This is a genomic window from Mariniflexile aquimaris (assembly GCF_042676825.1).
Lineage (GTDB): Bacteria > Bacteroidota > Bacteroidia > Flavobacteriales > Flavobacteriaceae > Mariniflexile > Mariniflexile aquimaris.
This window is the reverse complement of record NZ_JBHTIB010000012.1, coordinates 1,053,248-1,068,450: the sequence shown is the minus strand read 5'-3', so window position 1 is coordinate 1,068,450 and position 15,203 is coordinate 1,053,248. Positions and strand designations below refer to the sequence as shown.

At 33.4% G+C, this 15,203-nt stretch carries 19 protein-coding genes; 3 read left to right on the top strand and 16 right to left on the bottom strand.

Going from position 1 to position 15,203, the window contains the following annotated elements; translation table 11 throughout:
* Positions 1-2 precede the first annotated feature (2 nt).
* The 13 genes from ACFQ0I_RS12760 to ACFQ0I_RS12700 all read right to left on the bottom strand — a co-directional run bounded on the left by ACFQ0I_RS12760 (position 3) and on the right by ACFQ0I_RS12700 (position 8,178).
* Positions 3-497: an SRPBCC family protein gene (locus ACFQ0I_RS12760; protein WP_379942842.1), complete on the bottom strand. Its 495-nt coding sequence runs from the start codon at positions 495-497 to the stop codon at positions 3-5.
* A 2-nt stretch (positions 498-499) separates the two neighbouring features.
* Complete coding sequence (locus tag ACFQ0I_RS12755) at positions 500-961, bottom strand: TspO/MBR family protein (protein ID WP_379942841.1); 462 nt, start codon at positions 959-961, stop codon at positions 500-502.
* Positions 948-1,130 (bottom strand): Lacal_2735 family protein, encoded by a 183-nt coding sequence (locus tag ACFQ0I_RS12750; RefSeq protein ID WP_379942839.1) that lies wholly within the window; start codon positions 1,128-1,130, stop codon positions 948-950. Before ACFQ0I_RS12750 ends, ACFQ0I_RS12755 begins: the two co-directional genes overlap by 14 nt.
* Positions 1,131-1,135: 5 nt before the next feature.
* Positions 1,136-1,651, bottom strand: a complete 516-nt coding sequence (locus tag ACFQ0I_RS12745; protein WP_379943049.1) for a glutathione peroxidase — start codon at positions 1,649-1,651, stop codon at positions 1,136-1,138.
* 30 nt (positions 1,652-1,681) lie between these two features.
* A complete protein-coding gene (locus tag ACFQ0I_RS12740) occupies positions 1,682-2,365 on the bottom strand; it encodes an SDR family NAD(P)-dependent oxidoreductase (RefSeq protein WP_379942837.1) in 684 nt (227 codons plus the stop codon).
* A 5-nt stretch (positions 2,366-2,370) separates the two neighbouring features.
* On the bottom strand, positions 2,371-2,601 hold the full coding sequence (locus ACFQ0I_RS12735) for a hypothetical protein (RefSeq protein WP_379942835.1): 231 nt from the start codon (positions 2,599-2,601) through the stop codon (positions 2,371-2,373).
* 4 nt (positions 2,602-2,605) lie between these two features.
* Entirely contained in the window at positions 2,606-3,304 is a 699-nt protein-coding gene (folE, locus tag ACFQ0I_RS12730; protein WP_379942833.1) for a GTP cyclohydrolase I FolE, read from the bottom strand.
* A 54-nt stretch (positions 3,305-3,358) separates the two neighbouring features.
* Positions 3,359-3,631 (bottom strand): TIGR03643 family protein, encoded by a 273-nt coding sequence (locus ACFQ0I_RS12725; RefSeq protein ID WP_379942831.1) that lies wholly within the window; start codon positions 3,629-3,631, stop codon positions 3,359-3,361.
* Complete coding sequence (locus ACFQ0I_RS12720) at positions 3,628-4,059, bottom strand: hypothetical protein (RefSeq protein ID WP_379942829.1); 432 nt, start codon at positions 4,057-4,059, stop codon at positions 3,628-3,630. The genes ACFQ0I_RS12725 and ACFQ0I_RS12720 overlap by 4 nt, the downstream gene beginning before the upstream one ends.
* Positions 4,060-4,144: 85 nt before the next feature.
* Entirely contained in the window at positions 4,145-5,569 is a 1,425-nt protein-coding gene (locus ACFQ0I_RS12715; protein WP_379942828.1) for an SDR family oxidoreductase, read from the bottom strand.
* 1 nt (position 5,570) lies between these two features.
* Positions 5,571-6,206 (bottom strand): flavin reductase family protein, encoded by a 636-nt coding sequence (locus tag ACFQ0I_RS12710; RefSeq protein ID WP_379942826.1) that lies wholly within the window; start codon positions 6,204-6,206, stop codon positions 5,571-5,573.
* Positions 6,206-7,516: an ABC1 kinase family protein gene (locus ACFQ0I_RS12705; RefSeq protein WP_379942824.1), complete on the bottom strand. Its 1,311-nt coding sequence runs from the start codon at positions 7,514-7,516 to the stop codon at positions 6,206-6,208. The genes ACFQ0I_RS12710 and ACFQ0I_RS12705 overlap by 1 nt, the downstream gene beginning before the upstream one ends.
* Before the next feature lie 5 nt (positions 7,517-7,521).
* Entirely contained in the window at positions 7,522-8,178 is a 657-nt protein-coding gene (locus ACFQ0I_RS12700) for a TetR family transcriptional regulator C-terminal domain-containing protein (RefSeq protein WP_379942822.1), read from the bottom strand.
* A gap of 138 nt (positions 8,179-8,316) precedes the next feature.
* Here ACFQ0I_RS12700 and ACFQ0I_RS12695 point away from each other — a divergent pair, with 138 nt between their 5' ends.
* Positions 8,317-8,664 (top strand): hypothetical protein, encoded by a 348-nt coding sequence (locus tag ACFQ0I_RS12695; protein ID WP_379942820.1) that lies wholly within the window; start codon positions 8,317-8,319, stop codon positions 8,662-8,664.
* A gap of 8 nt (positions 8,665-8,672) precedes the next feature.
* Here the strand turns inward: ACFQ0I_RS12695 and ACFQ0I_RS12690 are convergent, their stop codons facing one another.
* Positions 8,673-9,572, bottom strand: coding sequence for an alpha/beta hydrolase (locus tag ACFQ0I_RS12690; protein WP_379942818.1), 900 nt, complete (start codon positions 9,570-9,572; stop codon positions 8,673-8,675).
* Positions 9,573-9,672: 100 nt separating this feature from the next.
* Between ACFQ0I_RS12690 and ACFQ0I_RS12685 the strand changes: the two genes are divergently transcribed.
* The gene (locus tag ACFQ0I_RS12685; RefSeq protein ID WP_379942816.1) at positions 9,673-10,374 is read left to right on the top strand and encodes a DUF1003 domain-containing protein; all 702 of its coding nucleotides are present in this window, start codon (positions 9,673-9,675) and stop codon (positions 10,372-10,374) included.
* 158 nt (positions 10,375-10,532) lie between these two features.
* On the top strand, positions 10,533-11,384 hold the full coding sequence (locus ACFQ0I_RS12680; protein ID WP_379942814.1) for a DUF2911 domain-containing protein: 852 nt from the start codon (positions 10,533-10,535) through the stop codon (positions 11,382-11,384).
* A gap of 71 nt (positions 11,385-11,455) precedes the next feature.
* Here ACFQ0I_RS12680 and ACFQ0I_RS12675 read toward each other — a convergent pair whose 3' ends face one another.
* A complete protein-coding gene (locus ACFQ0I_RS12675) occupies positions 11,456-12,670 on the bottom strand; it encodes a hypothetical protein (RefSeq protein ID WP_379942813.1) in 1,215 nt (404 codons plus the stop codon).
* Positions 12,663-15,146 (bottom strand): DUF2339 domain-containing protein, encoded by a 2,484-nt coding sequence (locus tag ACFQ0I_RS12670; RefSeq protein ID WP_379942811.1) that lies wholly within the window; start codon positions 15,144-15,146, stop codon positions 12,663-12,665. Before ACFQ0I_RS12670 ends, ACFQ0I_RS12675 begins: the two co-directional genes overlap by 8 nt.
* Positions 15,147-15,203: the final 57 nt, after the last annotated feature.

The following is a 15,203-nucleotide window of genomic DNA, read 5'->3' as shown; positions in this document are numbered from 1 at the left end:
GTTTAAATGGCCTTGGTTTGCGTTGAGATAGATACATCATAAACTCCGAATAGCTCCTCGAGCTTTTTAGTTCTATAATTAAAAATTTCTTCCAATTTTGGTTTTACTATTATAGGGTGTACTAATTGACCTAAAATTCCAAAAGGGACTTTGTAATCAATAATGTCTTCCATCTCAACTCCGCCATCAATTTCTTTTATAAAATGTTTGTGATGCCATAAAGCGTACGGACCAAAACGTTGCTCGTCCACAAAATAATGTTTGTCAATAACATGGGTGATTTCGGTTACCCATTTTGTTTTAATGCCCAAAACAGGCGTTACAATATACTGAATTATTTGTCCTGCAAACATAGGTTTGTTGGCACCAGATAAGATATGAAAACCCATATAATCTGGCGTAATTACTTTTAAGTTTTTAGGATTTGATAAAAAATCCCAGGCTTCTTGTATTGAAATGGGTAAATTTTGCTTTTTATGAAGCGTATATATTTTCATGTTTAGTTGTTAAATAAAATGTAGGCATTAAGCGAGGTGGCAATACAAAGCCAAACAAAATAAGGTGCTATTAACAGGGTTTTTAATTTTAACTCGTTTTTAAAAACCAGTAAAAATGCCGCAACAACTAATGTTAAAGCTACAATAACTGCCAAACCTAAGCCAATTAAATGTTGATTGAAAAATATATAATTCCAGATAACATTTAACATAAATTGAACACCAAAAAGAAGTATGACTTTTGTGGTTGGTGTTTTTAAATACAAGTATGCCATATAAATTGAAAAGCAGACCATAATGCTTGTCCATGCTACACCAAATGCCCACCCGGGTGGTGTCCAAGGGGCTTGATTTAATGTTGTGTACCACGCACTTCGAGGGCCATTATTCATTAACCAACTTCCTATGCCTAAAGCCGAAAAATTAATAATTAGAAAGACAGCAATTAATTTAATAAGCTTCATGTCTTTTTTTTAATTGATCAATTCTAGGAATTAATGCCTGAGCAAGAGCATATTTTTCGTCGCTTAGTTTTCTATTTATACTCGACAATTCATGCCATTCGCTCATTAGTTTTTTAAACTTTAATTCTAATTTTTCTATTTCTGATTTTTTTCTGAATAAATTAAACATAGCAATTATTTTATGTGATTTGTTATTTTACTACTCATCGGATTTGTAACAGAATAATAATAGTCTATTAATTCCCCTTTTTTTCCGACAAGATATTTTTGAAAATTCCATTTTACTGTCGAACTGGAGCTTCCGTTCTTTTCTTGTTTTGTTAACCATTGATAAAGCGGATGCTGATTCGTTCCCTTAACATCCATTTTCTCGGTCATTAAAAACGAAACGCCGTAATTTTGACGGCAAAATGTTTGAATTTCGTTGGCTGTTCCAGGTTCCTGAGCACCAAATTGATTACACGGCACCCCAATAATCATAAGTTTATCTTTGTAAATGTCGTAGAGCTTTTGCAAGTCTTCGTACTGACCTGTAAACCCGCATTTAGAAGCCACATTTACAAATAAAATGTATTTGTTTTTATAATCGGATAGGTTTATAGGATCTCCATTAAGCGCATTTATTTTTATGTTGTAAATCGACTCTGTTGGGTCGGTTTTTGGCTGTGAACTACTAAATAGTGAAAACATACAATAGGTTATAATTAATAATTTCATTTTTTAAATTTTAAAAGACACAATACCACAATCCATTTCGAATATTTGTCCAGATAAAGAAGCAGCACTATCCGAAAGTAAAAACGCCGCCATATCTGCAACTTCTTGAGGGTCTAAAAACTTTTTTAAAGGATGACGGTCGGTTATGTTTTCAATCATTTTGTCGTTTCGTAATAATTTTGAAGCTAAATCTGTGTTTGTAACCGTTGGAGCAATGGCGTTTACTCTAATAGTTGGAGCTAATTCGGCTCCTAAAGATTTTACCAAACCTTCAACAGCAGATTTTGAAGTAGCAATACTGGCATGATACGGCATTCCTAATTTTGAGGCGACTGTACTAAAAAGTAAAACCGATGGTTTATTACCCTTCTTTAAAGCCTCTAAATAGTGTTGAATAGCTTTTACAGCACCTAATACATTAATTTCAAAATCTTCCCTAAAATCATCTAAACTCAATCTAGATATAGGTTTTAAGTTAATGCTTCCTGGGCAATAAACCAAGCTATCTACAGAGTCTATTTCGGGTAATTCGTCTTTAAGAATATCGCACGTGTAATGTATTAAATTTGGATGTTTTAATTCTGGTTCAGTTCGGCTAAGATTAATAATCTTATAATCATCCACTAATGTGTTAATTATCGCATTACCGATGCCTTTACTTCCGCCAATTACAACTAAGGTTTTCATGTTTTTTATATGTTAGCGATAAGATGTTTACCGTTTAAGCGCTTTTCAACTTTTCGTTTAATGGCTGTTAACCGTTTCATGATGTCCATGAGTTGTTCATCCTTCTTACGCTTGTATATTTCGTTAAGGCCTAATATTAATGCTTTTGCTCTTCTTGAAATTTCAATTCTGTCGCTTGTAGAAAGCGATCTAAATTTAGTTTTTTCAAATTCTAATGCTTCGTTTATAATATCCATGATTTTAATCTTTAAGATAGTTTTGTAATTCTGCTATTTTCGATGGGGTATTAAATTGTCCACCATAATAGGCGGTTACGGTTGCAGACGATTCGTCTTTTATACCTCTGGATGAGACGCATAAATGTTTGGCATCAATGATGACTGCAACATCTTCGGTGCCTAAAATATGTTTTAAATCTTCGGCAATCTGATTGGTTAAACGCTCTTGAACTTGTGGCCTTTTGGCATAATATTGCACAATTCTATTTAATTTAGATAGCCCTATAACTTTCCCTGAAGAGATATACGCTACATGGGCTTTTCCTATGATCGGCACAAAGTGATGCTCGCAGTTGGAATAAAAACTAATGTTTTTTTCAACCAGCATTTGGTCGTATTGATATTTGTTGTCAAACAGGGCTATTTTTGGCTTGTTTGCAGGGTTTAAACCAGAAAATATTTCATCAATGTACATTTTAGCTACGCGTTCGGGTGTGCCTTTAAGAGAATCATCGGTTAAATCTAAACCCATAACCTCCATAATTTCTTCAAACAATAAGGCAATTCGTTGTTTTTTCTCGGTATCAGAAAGTTTAAACGCATCGGGTTTCATAGGCGTTTCTAAACCTGTATACAAATGGTCATCCCCAATATCTTCATGAGAAAATCCGTTTAATTTAAAATGATTTTTTTTCTTTAATGTGATTGTTTCTGTTGTCATAGCGTCTTTTTTATGTGCTGTCTTTTTTTATGAATTATGAAAAGCAAAGTCACGTTATCGTTTTGAAATGGCGTTGTGCGTTATTTGTTTTTGTCTGGAACATTTAAATCGTCCCGTTTCGAAGCGTCTTAGTTTGAGATGCTTGGTTGTTCTACCTTGTACACGCTTACGCCACATTTTAAAACTGCTAGGTTTCTTTTCCTTGCGCATCAGGGCAATTACTTGTTGTTCAGAGAGTGAAAATTGATAGGTTATGGCTTCAAAAGGGGTGCGGTCTTCCCAAGCCATTTCTATAATGCGGTCAATATCACGGTCTGAATAGGTCATTGTACGATTGATAATTTAAATTTCGAGTTGTATTTCAATTTTGCATTTAGCATCTTCTTAAAAAAGTTCTTATTTTCTCTTAACGTGATGCTATTTTTAAAATGAACATAGCGCCCTTGAGCATGAATGCTAATACCATCGGTTTTGTAAATAACAAGTTGATAAAATGGAATGACCCAAGTAAAATTTCTTAAGCCTTTATTTATTCTTATTAGCACACCAATGGGGCGTAATTCTATGTTGGCATAGGTCGTATCTGCAATGTCGTTTATGTATTGTTTCATGTTAACACTGGCATCGTCGATTATCATTCGTTTGGAGCCAATACCTTTTATTTTTATCGCCTGAAAAAAGCCATAGGGTTTTCCAACTAAATCGTTGATTAATTCTTTATGTTCTTTGATAGTATAGGTGGTTTCCAGTATCATAGCATAAAGATAATAAAATATTTTAAAATGTTTAAGAAATAATCAAAAAGATTAAACAAAAATTAACAATTTAAAATTTTTTAGGCTATGATTTGGCAAGTTGTTTTATCATGCCATTAAAAATAATCCCATGAAACGGTAATACGCTGTACCAATATATTCTGCCTGCAATACCATGCGGTCTAAATGTGGCTGTTTGTTTTAGTATATTATCTTCAATTTTAAACTCTAGCCACGCTTCACCGGGTAATTTCATTTCGGCGTATAGTAATAGTTTTTTCTTTGATTTGTCGGCAAAAATAACTCGCCAAAAATCTAAGGCATCGCCTACATGAAGTTCTGTAGGGCTCGTTCTCCCACGTCTTAAACCAATGCCACCCACTAGTTTATCTAAATAACCTCTAAGTTTCCATAAATAGGTGCCGTAATACCATCCGGTTTCGCCACCAATTGCCCAAATTTTATCTATGGTTTTGTCGCTATATGTTACCTTGGCTTCTTTATAATCTTTAAAACATCCAAATTTTGGAACGTTAATATATTTATGAAGGTTGTTTTTTAACCTGCCACTGCTAATCATGGAATCTTTCCAGCTAGAAACAATACTGTTTTGTTCTATTTTTTCGAAAGCAAGTTTTACAGCTTCTTTGTACGAAATAGGGGAAACATCAAGAATCGCATTAATGTCGCTTTTCTTGCCAATTATTTCTACGCCCATACTATCCACAAGTGTTGAAGCAAGCTTATACGAGGTAGATGTTACAAAATACAACCAATAAGATGATAATTTAGGCGTCATTACAGGAACCGTTAAAATATGTCTTTTAAGTTTCCGAACCTCTGCAAATTCTAAAAGCATTTGCTTATAGGTTAAAACCTCTGGCCCAAAAATATCATAAGATTGGTTGTAAAGTACTTTGTTACCTTTTGCTCTCGATAAGATTGCCAACACATCGCGAACAGCAATAGGTTGTGTTTTGGTATTAAGCCATTTAGGAGCAATCATTACGGGTAGTTTTTCTACTAAATCGCGTATAATTTCAAAGGAAGAACTTCCAGAACCGACTATAATACCAGCTTTAAAAACAGTAAGTGCATAGGTGTTTGAATTTAAGATATCTTCAACATTTTTTCGTGATTGCAAATGTTTAGATAGTTCATCTTCATTGGTGATGCCACTCAAATAAATAACCTGTTTAAGTTTTGTGGTTTCGAAGAAATTCTTAAAATTGCTAGCACAATTGGCTTCTAAAGTTTGAAAATCTTTAGAAGAATTAGACATTGAATGAATTAAATAATAGGCAACATCAATATCGTTTGGGATGTTTTTAAGCGATTCTGGATTTAAAAAATCAGCTTCAACAATGGTTACGTTATCGTCGTCAATGTAATTTTTATCCGCTCTTAAAGCATCGCGTACAGCACATACTACATGATGGCCTTCATTAATAAGTATTGGTATTAACCGCTTACCAATGTAGCCTGTAGAACCTGTAACGAGTATTTTCATTTTATGTTTTTAGAGTGGATAAATCTTTTGGTCTTTGGTATGCTAATCTGGTTTTCAATTTTGGTAGCGCATAACCATCAAGTCCGTTTATAGCGGCAACATTTGCTTCAGACAAGTTAACGAAACCATCCTTTTCAAGCAAGTTATCTTGAATATATAAATCTTTTATGACTCCAATAAGTAAAATAGTGCCGTTGGCTTTAATAGGATATTCTTCAACATAAGTCATTGCCATTTGTACGGGCGATTGCTTTACAAAAGGGGCGTAAAAGCCATTTTTGTAATCTTCGGTTAATTGGGTGACATCAAATTCAGAAATCTGTGAATCATATTTAGCAGAGGTGTGGTGTGCATCTTTTAGAATAGATTCGTGAATGTGATTAATAGTAAAACAGCCGGTTTCTTTAATGTTATCGTACGAATTCCTAACAACGGTGGTTGGTCGTAAAAAGAAACCTAACAAGGCAGGGTCTGAACCAATATGTGTTACCGAACTAAAAATGGCAACGTTTGAAATACCGCTGGAAGACTTCGTACCAATTAAGTTTGCAGATTTAAAACCGGAACAACTATTAATAAGGTTGATGCGGTATACATGATGCATATTATTGAAATCGTTTGTACTGAAGTGTGGCATTATAAATTCTTAAAATTATTGATTTTGATGTCTTTTGCTTTTAAATCGAACATTAAATTGTACAAACCAAAAAAGGTGCGATTCATATAAATAAAGTGTTTAGAACCACGATTCCCATTCATTTTGCGCAATTCTGTGTTTTTAGAATAGCGTTGTCCTAATTCGGTTATTTTTCCGAAGAAACCAGCATCCGAAAAATCGAAGGTTTCCACATGAAACGGTTGGGTAAACAAGCTTAATAATTCGTGAAACATTTCAGTAAAAAAAGCGATTTCTTCCTCCGAATCGTCTTTTCTAAGAATTTCGAGTTCGTATAATTTAGAAACAAAATATGCCTTATTGGTAATGTTCTCGGGTTTCGCTAATTCAAAATAGGGAATATAAAAATCGTCTGGAATAATTTTCATGCAGCCAAAATCTAAAGCAATTAATTGAGAATTTTTAGATACTAAAAAATTGCCCGGGTGCGGATCTGCATGCACTTTTTTTAAGTTGTGAATCTGGAACATGTAAAAATCCCAAAGCGCCTGTCCTAATGTATTAGCAGTAGCTTGATTGGTGTTATAGGCGGTAAATTCCGATAGATGCTCACCTTCCATGTAATCCATGGTAATAATTCTGTCGGACGAGAGTTCTTCATAATATTGAGGAAACAAAAGGTTAGAAATGTGAGAGCAAGCAGCAGCAATTTCCTTGCTCTGCTTAATTTCTAACACATAATTTGTTTCCTCAACTAACTTCCCTTCAACCTCCTTAAAGTATTTGTCTGAGTCTTTCCCTTTGATATTAAACATTTTCATAGCAATTGGCTTAACCAGAGCCAAATCAGACGCGATACTTTGGGCAACACCAGGATATTGGATTTTCACAGCAAGTTTTTTCCCGTTTTTTTCTGCCACATGCACCTGTCCGATGCTGGCAGCGTTTACTGATGTTGAGTTGAAGGAATCATATAGTTCGTTCGGCAATTTGCCAAAATAATTTTTGAAGGTTTTTAATACCAACGGCGGCGATAAAGGCGGTACGGAAAATTGAGCTAACGAAAATTTTTCTACATAAGCCTGAGGCATGATGCTTTTTTCCATACTTAACATTTGCGCTACTTTTAAAGCGCTTCCTTTAAGCTGTTTTAAACTGTCGTAAATATCGCCGGCATTGTTTTCGTTTAACGTGGCTCTGGCTTCGACTTCAGTTTTGGTTAGTTTATCACCGTAATATTTAAGGTAATTAACGCCAACTTTAGCACCTGTTGAGACTAACTTTGAGGCACGTTGTATTTTGGAAACCGGAATGGTGTCTATTGTTTTCATAAGTTTTAATTCATGTGCATTTTTTCTTTGAAAATGAATTTTCCAAAGTCAATCACACTTTTTAGTGGCACCACATTTAAAACATCAAAGCTCGTGTTTACCGATTTCTCTATATAAATATCTGTTTTCTCAAAAGAAGGCGAAGTATCGTCCATCCAGAATTTAATAGTTAAAAGAAACTGTATCCAAGCCGATTCCTGTAATGCGCGATTTTGAAAGTTTTGCAGCTGTTCTTGTTTTATATCAATCGTTTCGATATCTAGGTCTTTTATAAACTGCGTAAACGGTTTTCTTATATTGGCGAGTACAGCCAGATTTTTTAAAGCATTTTTATGCTCATTCAGCGCATGAAGCACATAACTTCTATTGGCTGTTAAGTTCTCAAAAAATGTAAAATAAAAGCTTAATAGTTTGTTTCGCGCATCAAACTTTTGAAACTCAGCGCTATTATTCAACGCCAGCATAGAATTATCGAAAAACACTTTAAAAATATGCTTTTCGATCGCCTCAAAGGATCCGAAAAATTCGTAAAACTTCGATTCTTCAAAGTTATTTGCTTTTGCAAATGAATAAACCGATGAGGGTTTCTCATTATGCTCTAAAACATAGTCCATGTAAAATGTAACAATGTCTTTTTCTGAAATTTGTGCTTTTTTTGCCATGATTTTGATTTGTTTAGCAAATATACAAAATGTTTAACAAAATACACAAAAAGTTAAACAAAAAATAAAAATTCGCTTTTTATGCTATTGCTATAAGCTAATAAAATCGGTATCTTTAGTAGTACTAATTAGGTATATATGAAAACAAAACAACTTAACCGGCAAATACTTCCGCTTAAAGACTTTATAAAAAGGGTTATTAAGTATTTTTTATTCTCTAGTTTGTTAATTGTGTTGTCGCTAGCGATTGGCACTTTGGGGTACCATTATTATGGGGAAATTTCCAGGATCGATGGGTTTTATAATGCTTCTTTAATTTTAACCGGGATGGGACCTGTAAATGAAATGCACACCACCGCGGCAAAATTATTTGCTTCGTTTTATGCGCTTTTTAGTGGTATTGTGTTTTTAAGTACAGTCGCAGTAATTTTTGCGCCCATTGCTCATCGGTTATTGCATATTTTGCATATTCCAGACGAAGAATAGCGCAAGCTTTATTGTGTAATCTTTGCTTGATAGAATTTTTTATCGAAAACCGTTTTATTTAAAAATACAAATGCTTGGTATAAGTCGTCATTAGGTAAATTAAAGATGTTGTGCCCTTTATTTTGATAGCTGTAGAGTAAAAAACTAGTGTTATTATTTTCTAATTTTTCGGCGATTGTTTTCGATCCAGAAATTAGTAAAAAGCCTCGAGCTGTGGGTAAACATGATTGATGCGCACTGGTATTATACGGTACAACTTTATCATTAACACCATGATAGAGTACTGTTGGAATCGCATTTTCTTTGGTAATTAAACTGGCTTCCAGAATAGCGCCAGAAATGGATATAACCGCAGCTGGTTTAATGCTTTTATAAGCTTCTGAAGATTTGATTAAAAATTCCCTGTTATACACTATATTTAAAGCGGTTTCGGCACCAGCACTCGCACCAAATAATATTATTTTGCTATCATCAATATTAAACGATTCTTTATAATTTACTAAATAAGATAGGGCATTCAGTAAATCTTCTGCGGTATTCGCATATACTTTTATTTTGTTTTTAGCAGGTAAGCTGCAATTCCAAGCTCTAGCTTTGTATAATCTGTAGTCTATCGAGGCGACAACATAGCCCTTTTTCGCAATGTTTTCGGCTATATAAACCAGGGAATTACTATTTCGTTCACCCGAAGTAAACCCGCCTGCATGTACCAAAACCATGAGCGGTCTTTTGTTGATACTATCGTTTTCAGGTTCATATATATCTAGCTTTAAGGTGTCTTTATTGCGCACCGAATAGTTGTAGGTTTTAACCGTTGCGTTTTCAAAAACAGCATCTACATATCGGGTTTGAGAAAAGGCAATTAAGTTTGAAAATATAAGTATATAAGTTGCTATCTTGGTATTCATAATTATTAAAAGACAACTATTTTTTGATTGTCAAAATTTCGGCTAAAGTAGTTGTAAAATTAATAGGTTTAACAAATTAGTATTTTATAAATTTTTAAGTATGAAAACATTTGTAAGCAGTATTTCTCAAGTAGAATTTCAAGAAAGTGAAAAGGTTCATGCCAGTGCCATTAGAAAATCCATTTTTGATTTAATAAAAAAAGAACATCCGGAGTTTAATTCAAAGAGTTTAATAGCCGTTGTAGAACTCAATCAGTATCGACAAAAATATATTGCCGAATACTTAATTCAGGAAGTTGGAGAGTTAAATGAATTGGAAGAAGATGTGCTTAAAACATTGCAAAATCAAGAAACTATTTCCAGTAAAATAGCCATTGAATCTGATAGAACCGGCTTTACTTATGGGCAACGATTGGCAGATAAAATTGCTTCTTTTGGAGGTAGTTGGAAATTTATCATGATGTTCGGAATCTTTATTCTGGTTTGGATGCTAATCAATATTATTTTCTTAGCCAGTAAGGCCTTCGATCCGTATCCATTTATTTTATTAAATTTAATTCTTTCGTGTTTAGCGGCATTACAAGCTCCCGTTATTATGATGAGCCAGAATCGTCAGGAAGAAAAAGATAGAGAGCGTTCTAAGCAAGATTATATGGTAAATTTAAAATCGGAATTAGAAATTAGAATGTTACACGAAAAAATAGATCATTTAATTGTTCATCAACAACAAGAACTGCTTACCATTCAACAAGTTCAGGTAGAAATGATGGAAGATATCATGAAACAGATAAAAGCAAAATAATATGCATCTTATAAAATCATGAGTGTTTTTCAAATGAAATTAAAAATTCAATTTCCGAAGCATTAAACACAACGTATTTTAAGGTTTTGTTAACAATAAAAGGAAATTGTATGCGTAAATTTATGACTAACTAAAACATATAATTAAATACAACCGTTATGAAAAAACTTTTATTGATTGTTTTGCTGCTTACTTTTAGTATAAATGTTAGCGGACAAATTAAAAGCCCTCAACCGAGTCCGTTTGCCAAAATTGAGCAAAAAGTCGGGCTTACCGATATTACTTTAGAATATTCAAGACCAAGTATGCGCGGACGTACTATTTTTGGCGACTTGGTTCCTTATGGAAAAACCTGGCGTTTAGGAGCAAATGCGAACACAAAAATTACATTTAGTACCGACGTAACTATTGGAGATTATAATGTAAAGGCTGGATCGTATGCTATTTACGCCATTCCTAGCGAAACTTCTTGGAATGTTATGTTTTACAGCGACGCTAATAATTCGGGATTACCAAAAAATTGGGATGATTCTAAAGTGGTTGCAATGCTAACTGCAGAAATTTACCCAATGCCAATGAATGTGGAAACGTTTACAATGACGTTTGATGATTTAACCAGTAGTAGTGCTGTTTTAGGCATGCTTTGGGAAGCAGTGTATGTGGGTGTTAAAATTGAAGTTCCAACAGACAACATGGTTTTAACTAACATAAATGATGTTATGAATGGTACCCCAACGGCAAATGATTATTATGCTGCTGCAGTTTACTATTTACAAGAAGGTAAAGATATAAAGCAAGCCAAAACTTGGATTGATAAAGCCATTTCTATGGCAGGTGATAAAGTGCAATTTTGGCAATTAAGACAACAGTCGTTAATTTATGCGAAATCTGGAGATAAAAAAGGCGCTATCGCGATTGCAAAAAAATCGTTGGCTGCTGCCGAAGTTGCTGGAAATGCAGATTATGTTAAGATGAATACAGACTCAATAAAAGAGTGGGAAACAAAATAAATTCTTAAAGCGTTCTGCGTTAGAATAAAAAATTTAAAAGTCCTCAGTGGTTCTAATACTTCTGAGGATTTTTATTTTTTTAAATCTTTAAGCAAGCCCAAAGCAAAATAACTAATTACGACGATTGCCAACAAAATGCAAAGCCACATGAATGCGTTAGTTTGCCAAAACGATTTATTTGCTGAAGATTTATTCTGAGTATTTAATTTCTTCAGATTTGTAATTCGTGCTTGGGGTAAATCGGTATTAAAAGATGCTTTAAAATTAACCAAGTCGTAAATCGGTTTTTGTAAAGTTGAGTCAATTATCGCTTCATAGGTTTCGCCACTTTTTAAATTACAAATAACATAAAGTGGCTTCTGAAAGAATTTTAGTTGCTTAATATTTAACGGCGGATTATCATTATTTTCTATCTCAATAATTATTTCTTTTTCAAAAATAAAAGGCAGCTCAAAGTTGTTGTGCGTACCCGAGTGCAAAACAAAATTAAACACCTGCTCTTGATAGGGTTCTATTCGTTTTTTAATAGTTCTGGTTTTGTTTACTAAAATTTTGGCATCACGTAAAAATACCTCATTATCAATATCAAAAGTCATGCTTTCAATATGCTGAGGCATCGAGAAGCTAACTGTTAATTGTGTTGTTTTCTTTTCTTTATCGGTGTTGTTTTTAATTTTGAAATTGCTAATTTCTACTTGAGAAACCAGCGAATAAAGGTTGTTGTACACACCAACTTCTAAAATTTGAAGCGGTAGGGAATTTTTGTTGTTAAACTCAAATTTTATAAAGGCATAATCGGTTAAAGGAAAAGAAAACGTTTGTTCAACGGTGGTTTTTTCAGCTTCATTCAAGCCTAAAAACAATTGATTGGTGGCAAGTCCGTACCATTCCTTTTTATCATTGCTTCCGCTTATGGTAAAGGTCTTTTTTACCTTTGTATTCGCCATTTTAAGGGTGAAATGATCTTGTTTAAGTTTGTTTTTATTTTCAATAATTATCGTAGTAATGGAGTCTTTGGCGTTGTTAATGGTTTGAAAGGTGAATGGTGAAAACGAAGATTGCATGGTGCTTTCTTCATTTAACAACACATATGGCACCTCATTTTTTTTAGAATCTAAAATTCGGAAATAATTAAGGTTCGATACACTTGCCGAACGTACTTCTGGAGATAGCAGTATTTTATGAAATCCGCTTTCGTTGATGCCTTCAATAGTTCCTTTATAATTTTGAGAAACTGCAGTAGCGGTGATAAGTATTAATATAATAGTGAAAATCTTTTTATGCATCGGTATCGAGGTTTTTGGAAGAATCGGTATCTACTACTAATTTTTTTATTTTTTGGTAAACAAAAGAAATTACTAAAATAAGTATGCCCAAAAGTATAAAAGCAATTATTTTTCCAGTTTCAGAAACGTTATTAATATCGTAAACAAATAGTTTTATGATGGTGATTCCTAAAAGTGAAAGAGCGATAATGCGCAGCTGTTTCCATTGTCTTTTTATGCCAATAATTAGAAATACAAACGAAAAAACTCCCCATAAAATAGGATATCCAATTTTTATAATTTGGCGTTTAACAGCATTAAATTCAACGTTAATAAAACTCGATCTACCGTAATCTTCATAATAGTAATTGTCTGAAACTGTTTTAGGAAAGCTTGCATTGAGTTCGTTTACATCGACTAATTCTGGAGTGAATTTTAAACTATGAATAATCACCTCATTACTAAAGACATAAACAGTGGCAAAAGCGAATATCCAAAGCGCTAAGTTCGAATTTAGAAATTTAAAAACAGGTTTGTCTTTTGATTGCTTTACTAGTTGAACACCAAAGTAAATTAAGCATCCAAGAATAACATAATGAAACAAAAAAGCATAGTTGTAAGTAGTGTTTAAATAATAATTTGCAGACATTTCGTTTGAAGAAAGCTTGTAATAAAAAAGAATGTATACTACAATATTTACTATGGCGAGTATCGAAACAAATTTCTTAAAGATCGTGCTTTTGGCTATCAATCCAAAGTATAATAAACCTGCGCTAAATACAAAATGATAGGTAACAGCAAATGCCAGGGCAGATGGCTGGTTGGCAATGTATTGATTGGATTGGTAACTAATTTCGAAAAGACCAACAAAATAACCAATACCAACGGCTGCGATTAAAAGTAAACTTTTGTATAACGACAGATTTATATCGTAACCTAAAATTTTAATACTATAGGTTTCTTTTTTAATAATGTAGTAACTTACTATTAATCCCGCTAAGCTAACGAGCCCTGTAATAAATATCCCGTTAGAAAGAATAGGTAGAAAGTCGTCTTGAGAAAGCAGGTATTTTTGCCCCCAGTCTATCACTAAACTAAAAATACTTAAAAACTGAACTATAATAGCACCAAATTTAAAGCCATTAATTTTAGATTTTTGAGATAGCCAGAACAATAAAACGGCTTCGGCTGCCCAAAAGAGTGTGATATAATTTCCTTTAAATTGAATCGGAATTGTTAGCGTAACAAAGGTTAATGTTAAGCCTATTAAAAGGTAAATGGCTGTTTTGTCGAATCCAAATTTTTTAAAAAGAATAGCAGCATATATTAAGTTGTAAACTGCCAATGAAAGTGTGAACAATCCTTTTATCTGCAGTTCCCAATCATGAATAATTGTTAAGCCCATTCCGAAGAAAAAGAAGGTGTTCGCTATAAGGATACCATATTCAATTATTGAGAATGTGCCTTTATTTCTTAGGTTGTTTAGTACGACTGTTATGCTGAAAATAAAATAAAACAAAGTTGCAAAAGCAAGTGCTCCGTAATGTGGTAGCGAATCGTTAAAGAGTTCTTTTATAATCCACGAAAAGAACAGGAGGGAAGTAAAAACGAACGATAATATGGTAACAATGTTCCATTTTTTAAAATACGAAATCGCTAAAATGCCGATATTTAAAATAGCAATATAGGTAAATAATACTATGTAATTTCCACTACCGGTACTCACCATAAAAGGCACAGCAAAACCACCAATTAACGATAAAACGGAAAGTTCCTGTCTGTTATAAGCCACCGAAATTAAAACGCTAAAAGCAGTAATAATTACCATAATAACAAATGCCACGGTTTGATTAAACAAATGGTATTCATGAAAAGCGATAGCAATCGTGAAATAAAATATACTAATGGCTCCAGCTACCATTACCGAACTAAAAGCGGCATAATTGGTTTTGAGTCTGTGGGCAATGGCCATAACTAGCGAACCACACAATATACCTATTCCAACACGGGCGTATTCATTTATCCAGTTTTTATCAATAGCGTATTTTACAAAAAAACTAATGCCTAAAACTAATATGAGGATGCCAATTTTATTGATGAGATTTTCGCCAATAAATTTTTCTAAATCGGGGTTGTTATCTTTAAACGTTTCAAACCAAGATTTTTTTGGAATTGCTGGTTTTACAGGTTCTGAAACTGGAGCTGGTTTTGTTACAGCAACAGGCTTTGAAACCGCATCAGCCGCCTTTGGTTTAGGCGGAACAACAATTGGTTTTTGTTCAACTTGTTTTATTATGTCGGGCGCTGTTTTTGGAGCTGGTTTTTCGTCCGATTTTGTTTTTTCAAGCGTTTGAATAGACGATAAGTCCTTTTTTAGTTGATTTAATCGTTGATGGATATCGTCTATAGAATTGTTTAAATTTTTGTAATGGGTATTGCTTTTAGATAGAATTACAATGACTAAGATTAGGATAATTATTAGTAGAAAACCCTCCATAATATGTTTTTAGTGTAAAACCAAATATAATCTATTTTTTACAAAAAAGAGATTCAA

Coding starts and splice junctions, on each gene's coding strand:
- ACFQ0I_RS12760 (WP_379942842.1), bottom strand. CDS start 497: ATGAAAATATATACGCTTCATAAAAAGCAAAATTTACCCATTTCAATA.
- ACFQ0I_RS12755 (WP_379942841.1), bottom strand. CDS start 961: ATGAAGCTTATTAAATTAATTGCTGTCTTTCTAATTATTAATTTTTCG.
- ACFQ0I_RS12750 (WP_379942839.1), bottom strand. CDS start 1,130: ATGTTTAATTTATTCAGAAAAAAATCAGAAATAGAAAAATTAGAATTA.
- ACFQ0I_RS12745 (WP_379943049.1), bottom strand. CDS start 1,651: ATGTTTTCACTATTTAGTAGTTCACAGCCAAAAACCGACCCAACAGAG.
- ACFQ0I_RS12740 (WP_379942837.1), bottom strand. CDS start 2,365: ATGAAAACCTTAGTTGTAATTGGCGGAAGTAAAGGCATCGGTAATGCG.
- ACFQ0I_RS12735 (WP_379942835.1), bottom strand. CDS start 2,601: ATGGATATTATAAACGAAGCATTAGAATTTGAAAAAACTAAATTTAGA.
- folE (WP_379942833.1), bottom strand. CDS start 3,304: ATGACAACAGAAACAATCACATTAAAGAAAAAAAATCATTTTAAATTA.
- ACFQ0I_RS12725 (WP_379942831.1), bottom strand. CDS start 3,631: ATGACCTATTCAGACCGTGATATTGACCGCATTATAGAAATGGCTTGG.
- ACFQ0I_RS12720 (WP_379942829.1), bottom strand. CDS start 4,059: ATGATACTGGAAACCACCTATACTATCAAAGAACATAAAGAATTAATC.
- ACFQ0I_RS12715 (WP_379942828.1), bottom strand. CDS start 5,569: ATGAAAATACTCGTTACAGGTTCTACAGGCTACATTGGTAAGCGGTTA.
- ACFQ0I_RS12710 (WP_379942826.1), bottom strand. CDS start 6,206: ATGCCACACTTCAGTACAAACGATTTCAATAATATGCATCATGTATAC.
- ACFQ0I_RS12705 (WP_379942824.1), bottom strand. CDS start 7,516: ATGAAAACAATAGACACCATTCCGGTTTCCAAAATACAACGTGCCTCA.
- ACFQ0I_RS12700 (WP_379942822.1), bottom strand. CDS start 8,178: ATGGCAAAAAAAGCACAAATTTCAGAAAAAGACATTGTTACATTTTAC.
- ACFQ0I_RS12695 (WP_379942820.1), top strand. CDS start 8,317: ATGAAAACAAAACAACTTAACCGGCAAATACTTCCGCTTAAAGACTTT.
- ACFQ0I_RS12690 (WP_379942818.1), bottom strand. CDS start 9,572: ATGAATACCAAGATAGCAACTTATATACTTATATTTTCAAACTTAATT.
- ACFQ0I_RS12685 (WP_379942816.1), top strand. CDS start 9,673: ATGAAAACATTTGTAAGCAGTATTTCTCAAGTAGAATTTCAAGAAAGT.
- ACFQ0I_RS12680 (WP_379942814.1), top strand. CDS start 10,533: ATGAAAAAACTTTTATTGATTGTTTTGCTGCTTACTTTTAGTATAAAT.
- ACFQ0I_RS12675 (WP_379942813.1), bottom strand. CDS start 12,670: ATGCATAAAAAGATTTTCACTATTATATTAATACTTATCACCGCTACT.
- ACFQ0I_RS12670 (WP_379942811.1), bottom strand. CDS start 15,146: ATGGAGGGTTTTCTACTAATAATTATCCTAATCTTAGTCATTGTAATT.